Origin of the sequence: Chryseobacterium salivictor, assembly GCF_004359195.1 — a bacterium.
In the GTDB taxonomy this organism is placed as follows: Bacteria; Bacteroidota; Bacteroidia; order Flavobacteriales; family Weeksellaceae; genus Kaistella; species Kaistella salivictor.
Window position 1 is genome coordinate 519645 of sequence record NZ_CP037954.1, and the last position, 15701, is coordinate 535345.

Sequence of the window (15701 nt, forward strand, 5' to 3'; positions counted from 1 at the left end):
ACGGTTATTTATTTTCAGATAATCTCAGAATATCTCCGAACACACCTCTGGCAGTTACTTTTGCTCCGGCTCCGGCACCCATAATTACGATCGGATTTTCACCATAACTTTCGGTATAAATTTCAAAAATAGAATCTGAATCTTTTAACTGTCCGAGGGCAGAATTGGAAGGAACTGAAATTAACTGAACATCGAGTTCTCCTTTTTCTTGTTGCAAATCACCATGTAAATCTCCTACCAAACGCAGAACGTGATTTTCTTTTTGATTCTTTTTCACTTCATCAAAATGAGCATCCAAAACATCTAAATTGTTTAGGAAATCATTTCTATCGAGATTCAATAAACTTTCCGCAATTAAACTTTGAACATTGATGTCGCTAAATTCATTACTTAAATCGAGCTCTCTGGCCAGAATTAATAATTTTCGGGCGACATCATTTCCCGATAAATCTTCCCGGGGATCCGGCTCTGTGAATCCTTGCTCCATTGCTTCTTTCAAAACCGTCGAAAACTTCTCATCACGAACTGAAAAATTATTAAAAATATAACTGAGAGAACCGGAGAAAACGCCTTTTATCCTGGTAATATTTTCTCCCGACAAATGCAGTAATTTAATGGTATCAATTAAAGGTAAACCTGCTCCAACATTGGTTTCATATAAATATTTTTTATTTCTCTTATTTAAAACACGTCGGAAATCCCGGTATTCAGAAATAGATAAAGTGTTGAAAATCTTGTTGGATGAAACCAGATCGAAGCCGTTTTCTGCCAGAAGCGTATAGTTTTTCACAAAATCGACACTTGCGGTATTATCGACTACGATTAGGTTTTCGAGTTGATTAACCTGTGAAAACTGTATTAAGGAATCCATGTTCGATTCATGTTCCGCGACTAAAACGTCCTGTTCCCAGTTTTCATTAAACCCTTTTTTATTAAAGGCGATTTTTCTGGAATTTGCCACTGCAATAATTTTTAAATCAAGATTTTTACGATTCCTGATTTCTTTTGAATTTTGCAGAACCTGCTCAATCAGCGTCGATCCCACTTTCCCATGTCCGATCACCGCTAAATGGACCGTTTTAGGTTTTGAATTGATTTCGGCTTCGATGATGTTTTTCGCTTTCTCGTCCTGCAAAGAAGTGACCACGATATTGATCCTGTTTTCGGCCGCAATCTGATTCAGAATCAAAGGAAAAATATTATTCCTCGCCAGTTCCGACATGATCTTATTAAAATCTTGGGCAACAAATCCTAAAACAGAAACATTATTAATGCTGAAAATCTGACTTACTTTTCCTGATTTTCTTTCTTTTTCAAATTCATCGATCAAACAGTTCACTGCTTTTTCGGAATCACTTTCGTTCACCAAAACTGAAATGCCGTTTTCTATTGCCTGTTGGGAAATAACGCCCACGCTGATTCTTGCGTAAGTCAGTGCTTTGAAGATTCTGCCGTCGATACCGACTTCGCCTAAGAAATCTTTTCCTTCGAATTTGATGATGGATCTGTTTTTTAAAATCTTTATTTCGGTTTTATTTTTCATGAATGATGGTATTTAAAATTTGATTAAGTTGGTCGTATTCCATTAAAAAAGCGTCGTGCCCGTGAATGGATTTTATTTCGTGGTAGAAAGTATTTGATTTTGATTCGAGTAAAAACTGATAACATTTTTGCATATCAAAAGCGGGGAAAAACAAATCGGAATCGACAGCGATGAGATGAATATTGGCTTTGATTTTTTTGAGTTTCTTTTGATCTGTATTAATGGTCATCAGCAGATGATTCATCAACCGATAGGCATTCAGACTAAATCTCTCGTTTAATTTTTCACCGTGGAAACTGAGCCAGTCGTGGGATTTCAGAATCTGCTTTTCTGGATGAATTTCATTTTTAAATCTTTCATTTAAAGATGCCGGCGTTCGGTAACACAACATGGCGTGAATTCTGGCTTTTTGCAAAGGCTGATCATTTTGATTCAATAAGAATTGCTGAACCAAGCACTGCGCATGCAACCAATCGGAGGTTTTATAATCACAGGCTACCGGAATGAAACTTTCTGCCAAGTCGGGTTTTAATGCCAACATTTCCCAGCCAATCGCTCCGCCTAAGGATCCGCCAATCAAAGTATGAAGTCTGGAAATATTTAAAAATGATAAACCTTTAAGGAAAATAGCCGCAATATCTTTTGGTGTAAAATCCTGTTCATTTTCAATTAAATTTCCATCGAAACCATTCCCGGGAATATTAAAACAGATGACAGAAAAAGTATTGGTATCAATAATTTTATGCTCTCCGATTAAAGAATTCCACCAGCCGTTTTCTCCGGCAACATTCGAATTTCCGGTTAAGGCATGATTGACCAAAATAATTGGAGCAGCGTGTAAATCTTTACCATAAAGTTGATACGATAAATCAATATCAAGGATTTTTCCTGATACTAAATGATGATTTTTGAGTTTGAGATGTTGTAGCGAATTTTTCAATTTTTCTTAAAATTAAAATTGAAAATGCTACCTGAGAAAGGTAAAATAGGATTCTGTTATCTCTTCCCAAATCGGGATAGAATGTAGCACCTTCTCCGTTTCCGAAGGGTTGCCAAGGTTTCATTGAGTCTAATCTCTCCACCTTTCTTAATAACATTTTCAAATATGTAAATGAACTTATTTCGGTGCAAAGGAAAGCATTAAAATATAATCTCACAAATTTTAGGAATCTATTTTATTCCTTAATTTCGCACCAGAAATTATTTTAGAAAGATGACGGAGAAAGAAAGAATGCTCGATGAGAACTGGAAAACGTGGGGACCGTACGTAAGCAACAGACAATGGGGAACGGTTCGGGAAGATTACAGCAATGATGGAAATGCCTGGGGATATACAACTTACAACCAGGCCATCAGCAGAGCCTATCGCTGGAGTGAGGACGGAATCGCAGGAATCTGTGACTCTAAACAAAGATTATGTTTTGCTTTTTCATTTTGGAACCGCAAAGACAAAATGATCAAAGAACGTTTCTTTGGATTGAGTAATCATGAAGGAAATCATGGCGAGGATTTAAAAGAACTCTACTATTATCTGGATAATACACCGACCCATTCTTACATGAAAATGGTGTATAAATATCCGGTCAGTGAATTTCCTTATGACTATTTAATTGCAGAAAACGCAAGGAGATCGAAGCACGATCCGGAATTTGAGTTGATCGACACCGGGATATTTAATGACAATAATTACTTTGATCTTTTCATTGAATATGCTAAAATAAATCATGATGATTATCTAATCCGTGTCACGGCAGTAAACCGGAGCCGTCACAAAGCGCCGCTTGTTATTTTACCAACAATCTGGTTTAGAAACAACTGGAACTGGGGCTTCGGAGATTATCAACCTCAACTAAAATCTTCGGCAACCGGCGACATTGAAATTCATCATGAGTCTTTACCCGTCATCAAATTATATTCCCGGGATCAAAATACAGAAGCTCTTTTTTGCAATAACGAAAGTAATCCGGCTACAATTCATGGCGCGAGCAGTGAACCAAAATACTATAAAGACGGCATCAATAATTTTATAATTCATGACGACCGAAATGCTGTAAATCCTGACCAAACCGGAACTAAAGCCTGTTTCGCAATCGATACAGAAATTGAAGCCGGCGAAAGCAAAACTTTCGATTTCCGGTTGAGTCCGCATGATATGAAAAATGCTTTCTTTGACTTCGACGACGTTTTTAGTTTAAGAAAAAAAGAAGCCGACGAATACTACCAAGGAATCCAAAAAGAAATTACCGATGAAGAAGAAAAAATGATTCAAAGACAGGCATTTGCAGGACTATTATGGAACAAACAGTTCTACCATTATAATGTCTCTAAATGGCTGAAAGGAGAGCCGAAACTGAATGCCCCAAGAAATTTCCATCATCATGTGAGAAATAAAGAATGGGAACACATGCAGAATAAGGACATTATTTCGATGCCCGACAAATGGGAATATCCGTGGTTTGCGACGTGGGATTTGGCGTTTCATTGTGTCCCCTTTGCTATTCTGGATTCCGGTTTTGCGAAACAACAATTAAGGTTACTCACTAAAGAATGGTACATTCATCCGAACGGACAATTGCCGGCTTATGAGTGGGATTTCAGCGACGTCAATCCGCCTGTTCATGCGTGGTCCACTTTCCGGGTTTTTAAAATTGACCAGATGATCAACGGAAAACCCGATGTTCCTTTTCTGGAAAGTGTTTTTCAAAAATTATTATTGAATTTTACCTGGTGGGTGAACCGAAAAGATAAAAAAGGAAACAATGTTTTTGGCGGCGGATTTTTAGGCTTGGATAATATCGGTGCTTTTGACCGTAATATGGAATTCAAAAACGGCGACCATTTAGAGCAAGCCGACGGCACGAGTTGGATGGCGATGTTTGCTCTGAACATGATGCGGATTTCAATGGAACTGGCACAGTACAATCCGATTTATGAAGATATGGCGATTAAATTTTTCGAGCATTATCTCTATATCGCCGAAGCCATGGAAAATATCGGCGAAACGAAAAATGGTTTGTGGAATGACGAAGACGGTTTTTTCTACGACCTTCTGCAATTGAACAATGGCGATTCTATTTCCTTAAAATTGAGAAGTATTGTTGGGTTAATTCCTTTGTTTGCCGTAGAAATTGTAGAACACAGTATGCTGGAAAAACTGCCTAATTTTCTGGATAGAATGCAGTGGATTCTTAAAAACAAACCGCATTTGGCTGATTTGGTTTCACATTGGGAAGTAGAAGGAAAAGGCGGAAAACACCTGATGAGCATTCTGCGAAAAACCCGGCTGAAAAGAGTTCTGTGCCGAATGGTTGATGAAAATGAATTCTTATCAGATTACGGAATCCGTTCGATGTCGAAAATTTATGAAAATGAGCCCTATCTCTTCACCGTCGATGGCAAAGATTTCAAAGTGAAATATACTCCGGCAGAAAGTGATAGCAGCATGTTCGGGGGTAACAGCAACTGGCGCGGCCCCATTTGGTTCCCAATTAATTTTCTGATTGTAGAGAGTTTACAGCGTTTCCATTATTATTATGGCGACAGTTTACAGATCGAATATCCTACCAACAGCGGAAAAAGCCGGAATCTCGATTTTATCGCTACCGACTTGAGCAAAAGACTCTACTCGATTTTCAGTAAAGATGAAAACGGGAACAGGCCTTTCAATGGCGGAAATGATCTGTTGAACCACAATGAATTTTTCAAAAACTACATTATGTTTCACGAATATTTCAACGGTGATACGGGCGAAGGAATTGGTGCATCTCACCAAACCGGCTGGACGGCGACGATTGCAAAATTGATACAGCCGAGAATGGGTTCGCGGCCGAGGTAAGAATTATGAAGAAAGTGTCTCAATACTCCAACTAACCCTCAGAGATTCTAATATTTGAACCCTATGCTCGAACAGGAGTCCGTGAGAAAACCATAAAAGAAGCCGTTTCATATAGTTATGAGACGGCTTCTATTATTTTTAAATGTGATTGATCAGTTTCTACAAATTTTTAAATCTGTTCAATGGATTTCCGTTCGGTCAAGGATTTTTTCATTATAAAATTCTGAAAAATAAATATTACTAAAGTAAGACAAATGATAATTTCGGCAACAATTCCTGATACATATCCGATTTTATAAGCCATTGATTCAGTTGAACTGCTTATGATTATACTATCTTTAATAAATATTATTTTTCGTAATGCAGCAACACCTTTAACTAATAAATATATACACGCGACATAATAAAATATCTTTTTATTCATTTTTTTATTTAAAATTTTTACTATATTCCTACTTTCTCACCATTCACGAAAACCTCGTAATTCACCGTCACATTCGGTTCCAGGGTTTTAGAAACCGAACAGTATTTTTCGAAAGATAATGCAGCGGCTCGTTCGGCTTTTTTCGGATCTATATTTCCGTCAACAAAAAATGTAACCAAAATGGTTTTAAACGGTTTTGCTTCGTCAACCTGAATCCTTTCACCAACCACTTCTGCAGAAAATTTGGTAATTTCCTGTCTTTGCTTTTTCAGGATTGAAACCATGTCGATTCCGCTGCAACCGGCAACAGCCATCAAAAGAGTTTCCATGGGAGAAACGCCTTTCGTTCCTTCAGATTGCGACGTATTGTCTAAAAGAATTTTGTTGCCCAACGAATTGGTGCATTCAAACAAGTAATCATCGTTGATTCTATTTAGGGTAATTTTCATATCTCAAATTTATTAAAACTTTATTGGATTTCTATAAAAAAGCCAGTACACAAAAGCCAGTTTCTCATTTTTAAAAACTAAAAAAAATTGCAGACCATAACTTTTGCATTCTTTGATTTGCTCGTTTTTCACACTGAAACTTTTGTCTCTTTTGCGGTAAAATATATCATGTTTAAAGAAATTATAAAATTCCTCTCGCTTTAATTTCCAGATATTTATTGATGACTTCAATATTCAAATTTTCCGGCAAAGTATAAACCGTGTAAATCCCGTATTTCCGAAGTTCCTGAATAATTAATTTCTTTTCGTACTCGAATTTTTCGGCGATGATCTCATCATAGACTTCCTGAATATTTTCCGGATTCGTATTGATTAAACTCTGAAGTTCAGCATTTTTAAAGAAAATAATCACCAACAAATGGTTTTTTGCAATTCCGCGGAGATATTTCATTTGTCGGTTTACCGCGTCCAAAGTTTCAAAATTAGTAAAAAGTAAAATCAAACTTCTTTGTCCCACTGTATATTTTACATCCTGATACAATCTGCTGAAATCACTTTCGAAAAAATTAGTTTGAATATTATAAAGCGCTTCCGAAATCTTTTTCAACTGTCCTGATTTATTGTCGGCAGCCACTTTATGTTCTGTTTTTTTGGAGAAAGTCATCATTCCGGCACGGTCATTTTTTTTCAGGATAATGTGACTTAAAGCCATCGTTGCATTAATCGAATAATCGAGTAAACTTAATCCATTAAAAGGCATTTGCATCGTTCTGCCATTATCGATCAACATGAAAATCCGTTGCGATTTCTCGTCCTGAAACTGATTGACCATCAATTGATTTCTTTTCGAAGTCGCCTTCCAGTTAATCGTTCTTACGTCATCACCGGGCACATATTCTTTGATTTGTTCAAATTCCATCGTGTGACCCAGTTTGCGGATTTTTTTAATTCCACCCAAAAGAAATTCGTTTTGAAGCGCCATCAATTCATATTTTCTTAAATGAATAAAAGATGGATAACTCGGCAACACCGCTTCTTTCTGATAAGTAAATCTTCTGGAAACCAATCCCAAAGGCGATTCTACAAAAACATTGAGGTTCCCAAAACTGTATTCACCGCGTTCTTTCGGTTCAAGTAGATATTCAAAAAGCATATTTTTATTTGGTTTAATGGTTCTTTCAATATTGAAATCCCGCTTCTGAAACTGAAAAGGAATTTCATCAATCACTTTCGTTTTAATGGTAAACGGATAATTATTTTTTAAATCAATTTTTATCGAATTCTGATCACCGTTCGATAACTTTTCAGGTAAAATTCTTTGTGCCTGAACTGCCTTTTTTTGATTAAATAAAAGCATATAATCAACGATAAATACGATGAGAATTAAAACCAAAACCCCATGTGCAATCCACATTAAAACCGGAAAGAAAAACGCCAGAACGTAAGTAAATCCCACACCGAAAAGCGCGAAGAAAAGACGGTTGTTAAGGTATAGGTTTTTCATTTTTTAATGTTTTAATATTTTCACCACAAAATTCATTACCTCGGAATTTCTATCGCTTCCAAAATTTGACGGATAATTTCGTCAGCCGTTAAACCTTCCATTTCGCGTTCCGGGGAAACCATCACGCGGTGGCGAAGAACGGCGTAACTGGCTTCTTTGATATCTTCCGGCGTTACAAAATCTCGTCCACGAACGGCGGCAAATGATTTAGAAGCCGTCAGTAAGGCCAAACTCGCTCTGGGGGAAGCGCCCAAATAAAGGAATTGATTTTCTCTCGTATTCACAATGATTTTTGCAATATATTCGAGCAGCTGAGTTTCCACAACAACGTCTTTCACCAGATTTTGATAATTTTTCAACTGTGCGCCGGTAATCACTTTCTGCACAGCATCGGTTTTATCTTCCAGTTTATTTTCATGCTGATTTTTAATGATTTCTATTTCTTGCGAAAGATTTGGATAACCGACATTTATTTTGAAAAGAAAACGGTCGAGTTGCGCTTCCGGAAGGCGATATGTTCCTTCATGTTCGATTGGATTTTGTGTGGCGACCACCAAAAAAGGTTCCTGCATTTCGTATTGCTTCCCATCCATCGTGATTTGGCGTTCTTCCATCACTTCAAATAAAGCGGCTTGGGTTTTCGCAGGTGAACGGTTGATTTCATCAATCAAAATAAAACTGGAGAATATTGGTCCTTTTTTGAATTCAAATTCTGAATTTTTAACATTAAAAATTGACGTTCCCAAAATATCAGAAGGCATCAAATCCGGTGTAAACTGAATTCTGCTGAAACCGACCTCTACCGTTTTCGCCAGTAATTTTGCCGTGATGGTTTTTGCAACTCCGGGAACGCCTTCGATCAAAACATGACCATTAGACAAAAGTGCCACCAACAAATGTTCGATCATCGATTCCTGACCGATAATCACTTTCCCTATTTCGGTTTTTACACCTTCCAAACTTTGTTGAAGTTCGGTCATATCCAATCGCGGGCGAAATTCAGTATTTAGATTTTCTTGATTTTGAGTTGCAAAATTTTCCATAATTATTTTGGGTTGAATGGTCTTTTTTTTAATTAAAGTTGATGGATTTTATTGTAAAATCCCGTCTAACAATGTATTCATTTTTATTAAATCTTCTTTCATCACACTGGCATAAGGATCCTGTCCTTTCTTAATCAATTCGGTGACTTCTGTAATTTCCTCTACACTTTTTCCGGTTTTCAGATGGAGAAGATGAATGAATTTCTCATCTAAATCCTTGGTATCGATTAACAGATCCATTCTCACCCGATTGAGAAAATATTGCGCTTTTTTTGCCATCATATCATGGAAATCGCCTTCCTGCAAATATAAATTCCCGATGCTTTTTACAAATTCGACCGACTTATTTTTCTTCGGTTCAATCACGGGAACGATTCTCTGTTTGCGTTTCGCATTAAAAATGATAAACAATAAAAGTCCACCTAAAAACAACCACCAGGCGTAACGGAGCGCGGGTTTCGACAAAATAAACCGCAGTGGCGACCGGGATTCTGTTCTGTTTTTATTGGCTCCCGAAAACCAAACCGTTTCCCGGTCCGGAAGATAAGAAAATACATCCTGAACATATTTTTCATTCCCGGGCTTTAGCAAATAATAATTAGTTAAAATCAATGGTTCTGCATGTAAATAAAGATTTCCTTTGCCGTGACTGATTTTAATAAAATTCGCCATTTTACTGTCACTTTCCTCTTTTCCTAAGATTTCATCACTTTCAAGAATAAGTTCAAATCCTTTTCCAGACGGTAACTTATCGATTTTTAAAGAATCCTGAGCGAATTTTTCGTCGGTCAACAATAAAAGATTAGAATCTTCATAACTTATTCTTGAAGGTAAAAAACCGAGCGAGTCGGCCACTTTTTTATTGAAAGAATCTGAAATAATCATCGCATCGGATCCGCTTTCGACGTTCTGCAGAATTTTATTCCAGGATTCCGAATCGATTTCTGACTGGACGATTAAAATATTATGAGGTTTTAATTTTTGCGTTTTATAGAAATCATAAGGTGAAAGATCGGTTCGCTGTACTTTATTTTTTAAAAGGTGATCCACTTCTTTGCTAAAGATCAACAAACCAAAAGGCGACTTTTCATGAACATCGAAATTCTTGCGCCAATCGGTAACGTCGGATTTTGTCAGTTCCAGCAACGCCAAAACCGCCATCACGATGATGAAAATCAAGCCATATAATTTGAGTGTTTTATTCATGTTTCACTAAATCCCAATGAGATTTCTAGATCTTAAAATTTAAAAATTTCTGTTTAAAATAAAGATAATTTTCTTCATTAATCTCAAATTCGCCATACCAGACATACTCGAAAACGTAAGCCAGTTCTTTAAAACCCGATTTTACATCTTTTGATTTTAATTCTGAAAGATAATCTTTATTGGTTTTTTCGGGATTCCAGGCAATCAGTTTTTTATCGGCCAGTTTCTTTAAAACCAATAAAAACTGATAACGAACCGCGGAACGGTACTCTTTCTGACTTTCAAATTTTTCAATGCTTTCACTGAAATTTATTTCATGGATATTTTCGTGAAGATCCTGATCGTCGACATTGATTTTCTTATTTTTCTTACTGAAAAATAAATTTCCGTCTTTGCCCAGTAAAAATTTAATTAAAAAATAGAGCACAAAACCGATAATGATCACTGCGAAAATCCGCATGATATTTTCCGCATACGAAGCAGTTTTGCTGGGATCAACTTTTCCAAAAATCGCTTCCAGAATTTTCATTATTCTTTTCTGAATCTTTTGCCAGATCGATTCTCTGGGTTTTACCGTCGTGTAATCATAATCAGACCCTTTATATTTGGACTGAAATTTTTGATCAAAACTTTTTGGAAAAACAATATTATTGGTCGTAGGCTTTTCGAGCAGAAGAGAATCGGTGTAATATTGTCCGTTTTCATAAGTTTCCAACGAATCGGGAAAACGGGTAATGGGCGGTGGCGGAAGTTCCTTAGAATTCCCGGCTATAAACTGTAATATAAAAAAGAAGAGGAATATCCTAAATTTCATTGCTGCCAATCGTATCGATTTCTGATAAGTCTAAATTCCTGTGAAGGTCTGTGCGGCTGTCATAATACTGCAATCCGGAGTTTACAAAAATAACGTTAATCATTAAAAAAGAAAAAAGAAGGGAAATTCCGTAGATGATAAAAATAAAAATTCCCATAGTCCCTTCAAAAGGGTTTTGCTGCAATTCTCCCGATTGCGGAACCGTCATCATCCCGCCAAAAATAATCATCATCGGTATCATCGTGAAAATGGACGAAACCGTTTGAATGATTAAATACATCACGACGGTGGAACCCCAATATTTCCAAAAAGGAGATTTTTCCCGACCGTTTCGATAAGAGAACTGCGCTCTTACGGCATAACTCAAAGATTCGAAAAAACCTTTCCTGGTATTGAAATAATCGAACATTAAAAAATTAACGATGTTCATCAAAGTGGGTCCGACTAAAAATATCAGCAAAAACCCGATCAGGATAAACATCAACATCACCGATAGTCCGAAGACGATCATCGCCAGCGGTGTTACGATAAAAAGCAGTCCGAGAAACAATTTCAGAAACCGTCCGATATTGCTTTTCAGATCACTTAAAATATCGTCGGCTTTAATATTTTTATCACCGGTTTCAGTCAGCCTTTTCAGATACAGAATCGGGTACGAATAGGAAACCATCGTGACGGCCAGAAACAGAATAAACACAATAGTGGAAACGAAAATAAGCATCGTCTGGTTTTCCTGAAAATAAGCCTCAAAATAATAATTCTGTCCGCTGGTATTGGAACCCATCATTTGTGAGAATAATTCACGGTATCCTAAAACAAAAATCAGAACCATCAGAATTAATAAAATCCCGTTGATTAAAAGATAATTTTTAAAGTAGTTTTTTCCGTGTTCTTTAAAAAAGGCAAATGTGTCGCTAATAAAGGTTCCGAAGTCCCGTTTCTGATAAAACTGCATCATGTATTCTTGTTTTTTTTGCTACTGAATATGGATAGATAAAATAATAGTAACCGACCAATGAAAGCGTGCCGAAAATGATAAGTCCATTAATAATTCCCGGCATTACCAACGCATATCTTGTCACATAACCTTCGATAATTCCCGCGACAATAGTAAAGGGAACGGTACTTAAAAATATTTTAAAAGCATCTTTAAAACCCAATTTAAAGGAATTAAAACGCGAATAGGTTTTCGGAAATAAAATGGAAGCGCCTAAAATCAATCCTGCCATCGCTTCTACAACCATGCTGAAAATTTCGAAAACGCCGTGGAGCCAGATTCCACTCGCACTTTCTTTCAATGCGCCATGTTCGTGAAAAAAATACTGAAATGAGCCGAGCATAATACTGTTCTGCAACAAAGCATACAAAGTTCCTACGCCACCGAAAACGCCATAGACAAATAGAATAGCGCCGACTTTCAGATTGTTAAAAATGATGGCAATGGCACTTCCCCAATCCGAACCTTGCTGATAAACGCCCACCGCATTTCCCTTTTCAATATTCTCAAGCGTTGTATTTACATATTCATCACCCAAAATAATTCTGACAAATTCTTTATCATAATACGCTGAAATAAAACCGATTAACGTAAATATAATAAAAAATCCGAACGCATAAAACAAATACCTGCGGTACTGATGAACCAAAAGCGGAATTTCAGTTTTGAAAAACTCAAACAGTCGGTTTTGTTCGGCTCTTTTTGTTTTATAAATTCTTTGGAAAATAAGGGAAGAAAGATGGTTCAGGTAAACCGTGGTTTTGCTTTTGGGATAGTAGGTCTGTGCAAACGAAAGGTCATTCACCAAATTAATGTACAGCGAAGAGAGATCATCCGGATTTTTTTTAACTTTTCCCGCGATAACCTGCTCGATTCCCAACCATTTTTCTTTATTTTGTTTGATAAATGCAACCTCTCTCATCTGACGCTAAAATAATAAAAATATGTCGCTGATCGCTATAAATACTTCACAAAATGTAAATATTAATTTCAATACGGCAAGTATTGGCGAAAGAATCCTGGCTTTCTTTATTGATATTTTAATAAAAGCAGCCTATTTATTTGTTCTTTTTTTGGTGTTTTTTCGAATTCTAAATCTTGGTTCGGTGCTCGACGGTATGGATAATTGGTCGAGAATGGCAGTTATTCTCATCATCACATTTCCGATTTACATTTACACTCTGGTGTGCGAAAGTCTCATGGAAGGGCAGACTATTGGGAAGAAAATCGTCAAAATAAAAGTGGTAAAAATCGATGGATTTCAGGCTGGCTTTGGCGATTATCTGATGCGCTGGTTTTTCCGTCTGATCGATGTTTTCTCCAACTCCGGCGTGGTCGGATTAATCAGCATGATTGTTTCTAAAAACAACCAGCGGTTAGGAGATATCGCCTCCGGCACAGCAGTTATTTCTTTAAAAAACGGAGTGACTATTTCGCAGACGATTCTTGAAAACCTGAAAGAAGACTACGTTCCCCTTTTTCCGCAAGTCATTGCGCTGACCGATAACGACGTGAGAATCATTAAAGAAAATTATCAAAAAGCCTTGAAAATTGATGACCGACAAGTCGTTTCAAAACTCTCAACTAAAATTAAAGAAATCCTGAAATTAGAAATCGATCCAACGAAAATGACGGAGCGACAATTCATCAACGTCATCATCAAAGATTATAATTTTTATACCGGAAAAGATCTTTAATCTAAATCTTATGGCGCAGCGATTTTATCAAAACGAAAAACTGTATTTAAGCAGAAAAACGTCTTTTAATTTATTTTCCTTAAATTTAAAGAACAAAATCGATTATCATGAAATACGAAAATAACAGATCCGGAAACGGCGGCGTACTGATTTTAAGCAATGACGACGAAGAAGTTGGAAGATTAACCTACACCATTTTCCCGGACGAAAATAAATTAGTTATCTCTTACGTCTTGGTTCATTCAAAATTCGAAGGAAAAGGAATGGGCAAATACCTGGTCGAAGAAGGCATCAAATTCGCCAGAGAAAACAACTGGAAAATATATCCGCATTGCTCCTATGCGCGTTCCGTTATGCAACGAATGAAAGACGTTGACGATATTTTATTAGAACGTTAAAATAAAAAACCCATAGAAATTCTACGGGTTTTTTATTTTTGATTTATCGTTTCTTAATTCTTACTGATGTGATAATACGCCAACATTTTGTAATACAGTTTTGCAGCTAAGAACGCCGTAGGTTTTGGCATCGGAGAATCCATCAATTCAACAATATCAAAAGCGACCACATTGCATTTTTCAAATACTTTTCTCAGCAGTTCCAAAGTTGGATACCATTGCAAACCGCCTGGTTCCGGAGTTCCGGTTGATGGTGCAATCGAAGGATCAAAAGCATCCAAATCAATCGTGATATAAACATTCCCTGAAACCTTTTCTAAAACATCATTGATCCAGTTTTCGTTATTGGCAATTTGGTGCGCCCAAAAACACTGCTCCTTGTTCACATATTCCATTTCTTCAATATCCATGGAACGAATCCCGACCTGAACTAAATTATGTTTTTGGCTGGCTTCATAAACCGCGCAGGCGTGATTAGAAGTAGATCCGTGAAACTCCGGACGCAAATCGGTATGCGCATCTAACTGCAAAACAGTCAGGTTTTCATATTTTTCACCCACCGCGCGAATGGAACCAATCGATACAGAATGTTCGCCGCCGAAAAGGGTAAATAATTTTCCGTCGTTCGCCAAAAGTTCTTTGGTTTTATTATAAACCGCTGCCGTCATCGCTTCCGGCGAAGATTTCTCGGTGATTTCCCCTGCGAGAAAAACACCTTCCAAATAAGGTTCTGTACTGGTTTCGATATCGTACAGTTCCATGTTTTCGGAAGCGTCTAAAAAAAGTTCCGGGCCTTTGTCAGCACCTTTTCCCCAAGTAGAAGTTCCGTCATAAGGAACAGTTACCAGCATCACTTTCGAGGTTTCTAACTGAGCATTTTCTTCTGGAATATCGGCGTAGGTTTTCATGAGTTTTTAAATTTTAAATGATAAGTTTTCGATTTTCAAAGATAAGAAAATGCCTGCTGCTATTTATTACCGTCATCTAAATCTTTAGTGAAAATTTCCGGAAACTCTGTAAAAACCCTTATTTTTACAAAAAACAATCAATGCCATTAAAAGCAGTTTTATTCGATATGGACGGTGTTATCGTTGATACCGAACCTCTTCACAGGAAAGCCTATTTCCAGATGTTCGCCGATTTGGGAATTGAAGTTTCTGAAGAGTTATACACGACCTTCACCGGCGCTTCTACAAAAAAAGTTTCTAACACCCTTATCGAAAGATTCCAACTTGAAAATACTCCCGAAGAATTAGCAATTGTCAAAAGAAAATATTTCAAACAGTATTTTTACGGCGATGCAGATTTTAATTTAATTCCGGGTGTCAAAAATCTGATTGAAAATTATTTTGAAAATAATATAAAACTCGTTTTGGCTTCGTCTGCCAGCATGACTACGATTGATATGGTTTTTGAAAAGTTTGATTTGGGCAAATATTTTCTTGGAAAAATCAGTGGCGCCGATTTAAAGGAATCGAAACCGCATCCTGAAATCTTTCTGTTAGCCTCTGAAATCGCTGACGAAAAAAGAGAAAGCTGCATGGTCATTGAAGATTCTACCAACGGAATCATGGCAGCTCACTCGGCCGGGATTTTCTGCACCGCCTACAAAAGTGAACATTCCATCAATCAGAATTATGACCAAGCCAATCTTTTGATTTCTAATTTTTCGGAGATTGAGTTTGAAAAAATTATTAAATACTTTTAACGGTAAGTTGATTTTATTTTTTATTCTAAAGACATAATCGTCGCAAAGTATTTTTAGAGAGGTTGCCTTTGAAAAAAAACCTG

At 36.9% G+C, this 15701-nt stretch carries 14 protein-coding genes and 1 riboswitch; of the genes, 4 read left to right on the forward strand and 10 right to left on the reverse strand.

Annotated features, from left to right (window positions below):
• Positions 1 to 4: 4 nt before the first annotated feature.
• Both NBC122_RS02425 and NBC122_RS02430 read right to left on the reverse strand, forming a co-directional pair.
• Positions 5 to 1543 carry an ACT domain-containing protein gene (locus NBC122_RS02425; RefSeq protein WP_133438849.1) on the reverse strand — a complete coding sequence of 513 codons (1539 nt, stop codon included), beginning with the start codon at positions 1541 to 1543 and terminating at the stop codon, positions 5 to 7.
• Entirely contained in the window at positions 1533 to 2483 is a 951-nt protein-coding gene (locus NBC122_RS02430) for an alpha/beta fold hydrolase (RefSeq protein WP_133438850.1), read from the reverse strand. The genes NBC122_RS02425 and NBC122_RS02430 overlap by 11 nt, the downstream gene beginning before the upstream one ends.
• A gap of 53 nt (positions 2484 to 2536) precedes the next feature.
• Positions 2537 to 2640: riboswitch (SAM riboswitch) on the reverse strand.
• Positions 2641 to 2756: 116 nt separating this feature from the next.
• Here NBC122_RS02430 and NBC122_RS02435 point away from each other — a divergent pair.
• A complete protein-coding gene (locus tag NBC122_RS02435) occupies positions 2757 to 5378 on the forward strand; it encodes an MGH1-like glycoside hydrolase domain-containing protein (RefSeq protein ID WP_133438851.1) in 2622 nt (873 codons plus the stop codon).
• A gap of 444 nt (positions 5379 to 5822) precedes the next feature.
• On the opposite strand, the gene NBC122_RS02440 is transcribed toward NBC122_RS02435, so the two are convergent.
• From NBC122_RS02440 to NBC122_RS02470, 7 genes are all read right to left on the reverse strand, one after another.
• Positions 5823 to 6251 carry an OsmC family protein gene (locus NBC122_RS02440; protein ID WP_133438852.1) on the reverse strand — a complete coding sequence of 143 codons (429 nt, stop codon included), beginning with the start codon at positions 6249 to 6251 and terminating at the stop codon, positions 5823 to 5825.
• Positions 6252 to 6432: 181 nt separating this feature from the next.
• Positions 6433 to 7755, reverse strand: a complete 1323-nt coding sequence (locus tag NBC122_RS02445; protein ID WP_133438853.1) for a DUF58 domain-containing protein — start codon at positions 7753 to 7755, stop codon at positions 6433 to 6435.
• A gap of 35 nt (positions 7756 to 7790) precedes the next feature.
• The gene (locus tag NBC122_RS02450) at positions 7791 to 8798 is read right to left on the reverse strand and encodes an AAA family ATPase (RefSeq protein ID WP_133438854.1); all 1008 of its coding nucleotides are present in this window, start codon (positions 8796 to 8798) and stop codon (positions 7791 to 7793) included.
• A 48-nt stretch (positions 8799 to 8846) separates the two neighbouring features.
• Positions 8847 to 10004 carry a DUF4350 domain-containing protein gene (locus NBC122_RS02455; RefSeq protein ID WP_133438855.1) on the reverse strand — a complete coding sequence of 386 codons (1158 nt, stop codon included), beginning with the start codon at positions 10002 to 10004 and terminating at the stop codon, positions 8847 to 8849.
• 25 nt (positions 10005 to 10029) lie between these two features.
• Positions 10030 to 10818: a DUF4129 domain-containing protein gene (locus NBC122_RS02460; RefSeq protein WP_133438856.1), complete on the reverse strand. Its 789-nt coding sequence runs from the start codon at positions 10816 to 10818 to the stop codon at positions 10030 to 10032.
• Complete coding sequence (locus NBC122_RS02465) at positions 10808 to 11776, reverse strand: DUF4013 domain-containing protein (RefSeq protein WP_133438857.1); 969 nt, start codon at positions 11774 to 11776, stop codon at positions 10808 to 10810. The genes NBC122_RS02460 and NBC122_RS02465 overlap by 11 nt, the downstream gene beginning before the upstream one ends.
• A complete protein-coding gene (locus tag NBC122_RS02470; protein WP_133438858.1) occupies positions 11733 to 12737 on the reverse strand; it encodes a stage II sporulation protein M in 1005 nt (334 codons plus the stop codon). The genes NBC122_RS02465 and NBC122_RS02470 overlap by 44 nt, the downstream gene beginning before the upstream one ends.
• Positions 12738 to 12759: 22 nt before the next feature.
• Between NBC122_RS02470 and NBC122_RS02475 the strand changes: the two genes are divergently transcribed.
• Positions 12760 to 13512, forward strand: a complete 753-nt coding sequence (locus NBC122_RS02475) for an RDD family protein (RefSeq protein ID WP_133438859.1) — start codon at positions 12760 to 12762, stop codon at positions 13510 to 13512.
• Positions 13513 to 13619: 107 nt separating this feature from the next.
• A complete protein-coding gene (locus NBC122_RS02480) occupies positions 13620 to 13910 on the forward strand; it encodes a GNAT family N-acetyltransferase (protein WP_133438860.1) in 291 nt (96 codons plus the stop codon).
• 53 nt (positions 13911 to 13963) lie between these two features.
• Here NBC122_RS02480 and speB read toward each other — a convergent pair whose 3' ends face one another.
• Positions 13964 to 14818 (reverse strand): agmatinase, encoded by an 855-nt coding sequence (gene speB, locus NBC122_RS02485; protein ID WP_133438861.1) that lies wholly within the window; start codon positions 14816 to 14818, stop codon positions 13964 to 13966.
• Positions 14819 to 14958: 140 nt separating this feature from the next.
• Between speB and NBC122_RS02490 the strand changes: the two genes are divergently transcribed.
• Positions 14959 to 15618: an HAD family hydrolase gene (locus tag NBC122_RS02490; RefSeq protein WP_133438862.1), complete on the forward strand. Its 660-nt coding sequence runs from the start codon at positions 14959 to 14961 to the stop codon at positions 15616 to 15618.
• Positions 15619 to 15701: the final 83 nt, after the last annotated feature.

What these genes read in the sequence shown, in the direction of transcription:
- speB (WP_133438861.1), bottom strand. Translation starts at nt 14,818, where the DNA reads ATGAAAACCTACGCCGATATTCCAGAAGAAAATGCTCAGTTAGAAACC.
- NBC122_RS02440 (WP_133438852.1), bottom strand. Translation starts at nt 6,251, where the DNA reads ATGAAAATTACCCTAAATAGAATCAACGATGATTACTTGTTTGAATGC.
- NBC122_RS02455 (WP_133438855.1), bottom strand. Translation starts at nt 10,004, where the DNA reads ATGAATAAAACACTCAAATTATATGGCTTGATTTTCATCATCGTGATG.
- NBC122_RS02480 (WP_133438860.1), top strand. Translation starts at nt 13,620, where the DNA reads ATGAAATACGAAAATAACAGATCCGGAAACGGCGGCGTACTGATTTTA.
- NBC122_RS02465 (WP_133438857.1), bottom strand. Translation starts at nt 11,776, where the DNA reads ATGATGCAGTTTTATCAGAAACGGGACTTCGGAACCTTTATTAGCGAC.
- NBC122_RS02490 (WP_133438862.1), top strand. Translation starts at nt 14,959, where the DNA reads ATGCCATTAAAAGCAGTTTTATTCGATATGGACGGTGTTATCGTTGAT.
- NBC122_RS02445 (WP_133438853.1), bottom strand. Translation starts at nt 7,755, where the DNA reads ATGAAAAACCTATACCTTAACAACCGTCTTTTCTTCGCGCTTTTCGGT.
- NBC122_RS02435 (WP_133438851.1), top strand. Translation starts at nt 2,757, where the DNA reads ATGACGGAGAAAGAAAGAATGCTCGATGAGAACTGGAAAACGTGGGGA.
- NBC122_RS02425 (WP_133438849.1), bottom strand. Translation starts at nt 1,543, where the DNA reads ATGAAAAATAAAACCGAAATAAAGATTTTAAAAAACAGATCCATCATC.
- NBC122_RS02450 (WP_133438854.1), bottom strand. Translation starts at nt 8,798, where the DNA reads ATGGAAAATTTTGCAACTCAAAATCAAGAAAATCTAAATACTGAATTT.
- NBC122_RS02470 (WP_133438858.1), bottom strand. Translation starts at nt 12,737, where the DNA reads ATGAGAGAGGTTGCATTTATCAAACAAAATAAAGAAAAATGGTTGGGA.
- NBC122_RS02475 (WP_133438859.1), top strand. Translation starts at nt 12,760, where the DNA reads ATGTCGCTGATCGCTATAAATACTTCACAAAATGTAAATATTAATTTC.
- NBC122_RS02460 (WP_133438856.1), bottom strand. Translation starts at nt 10,818, where the DNA reads ATGAAATTTAGGATATTCCTCTTCTTTTTTATATTACAGTTTATAGCC.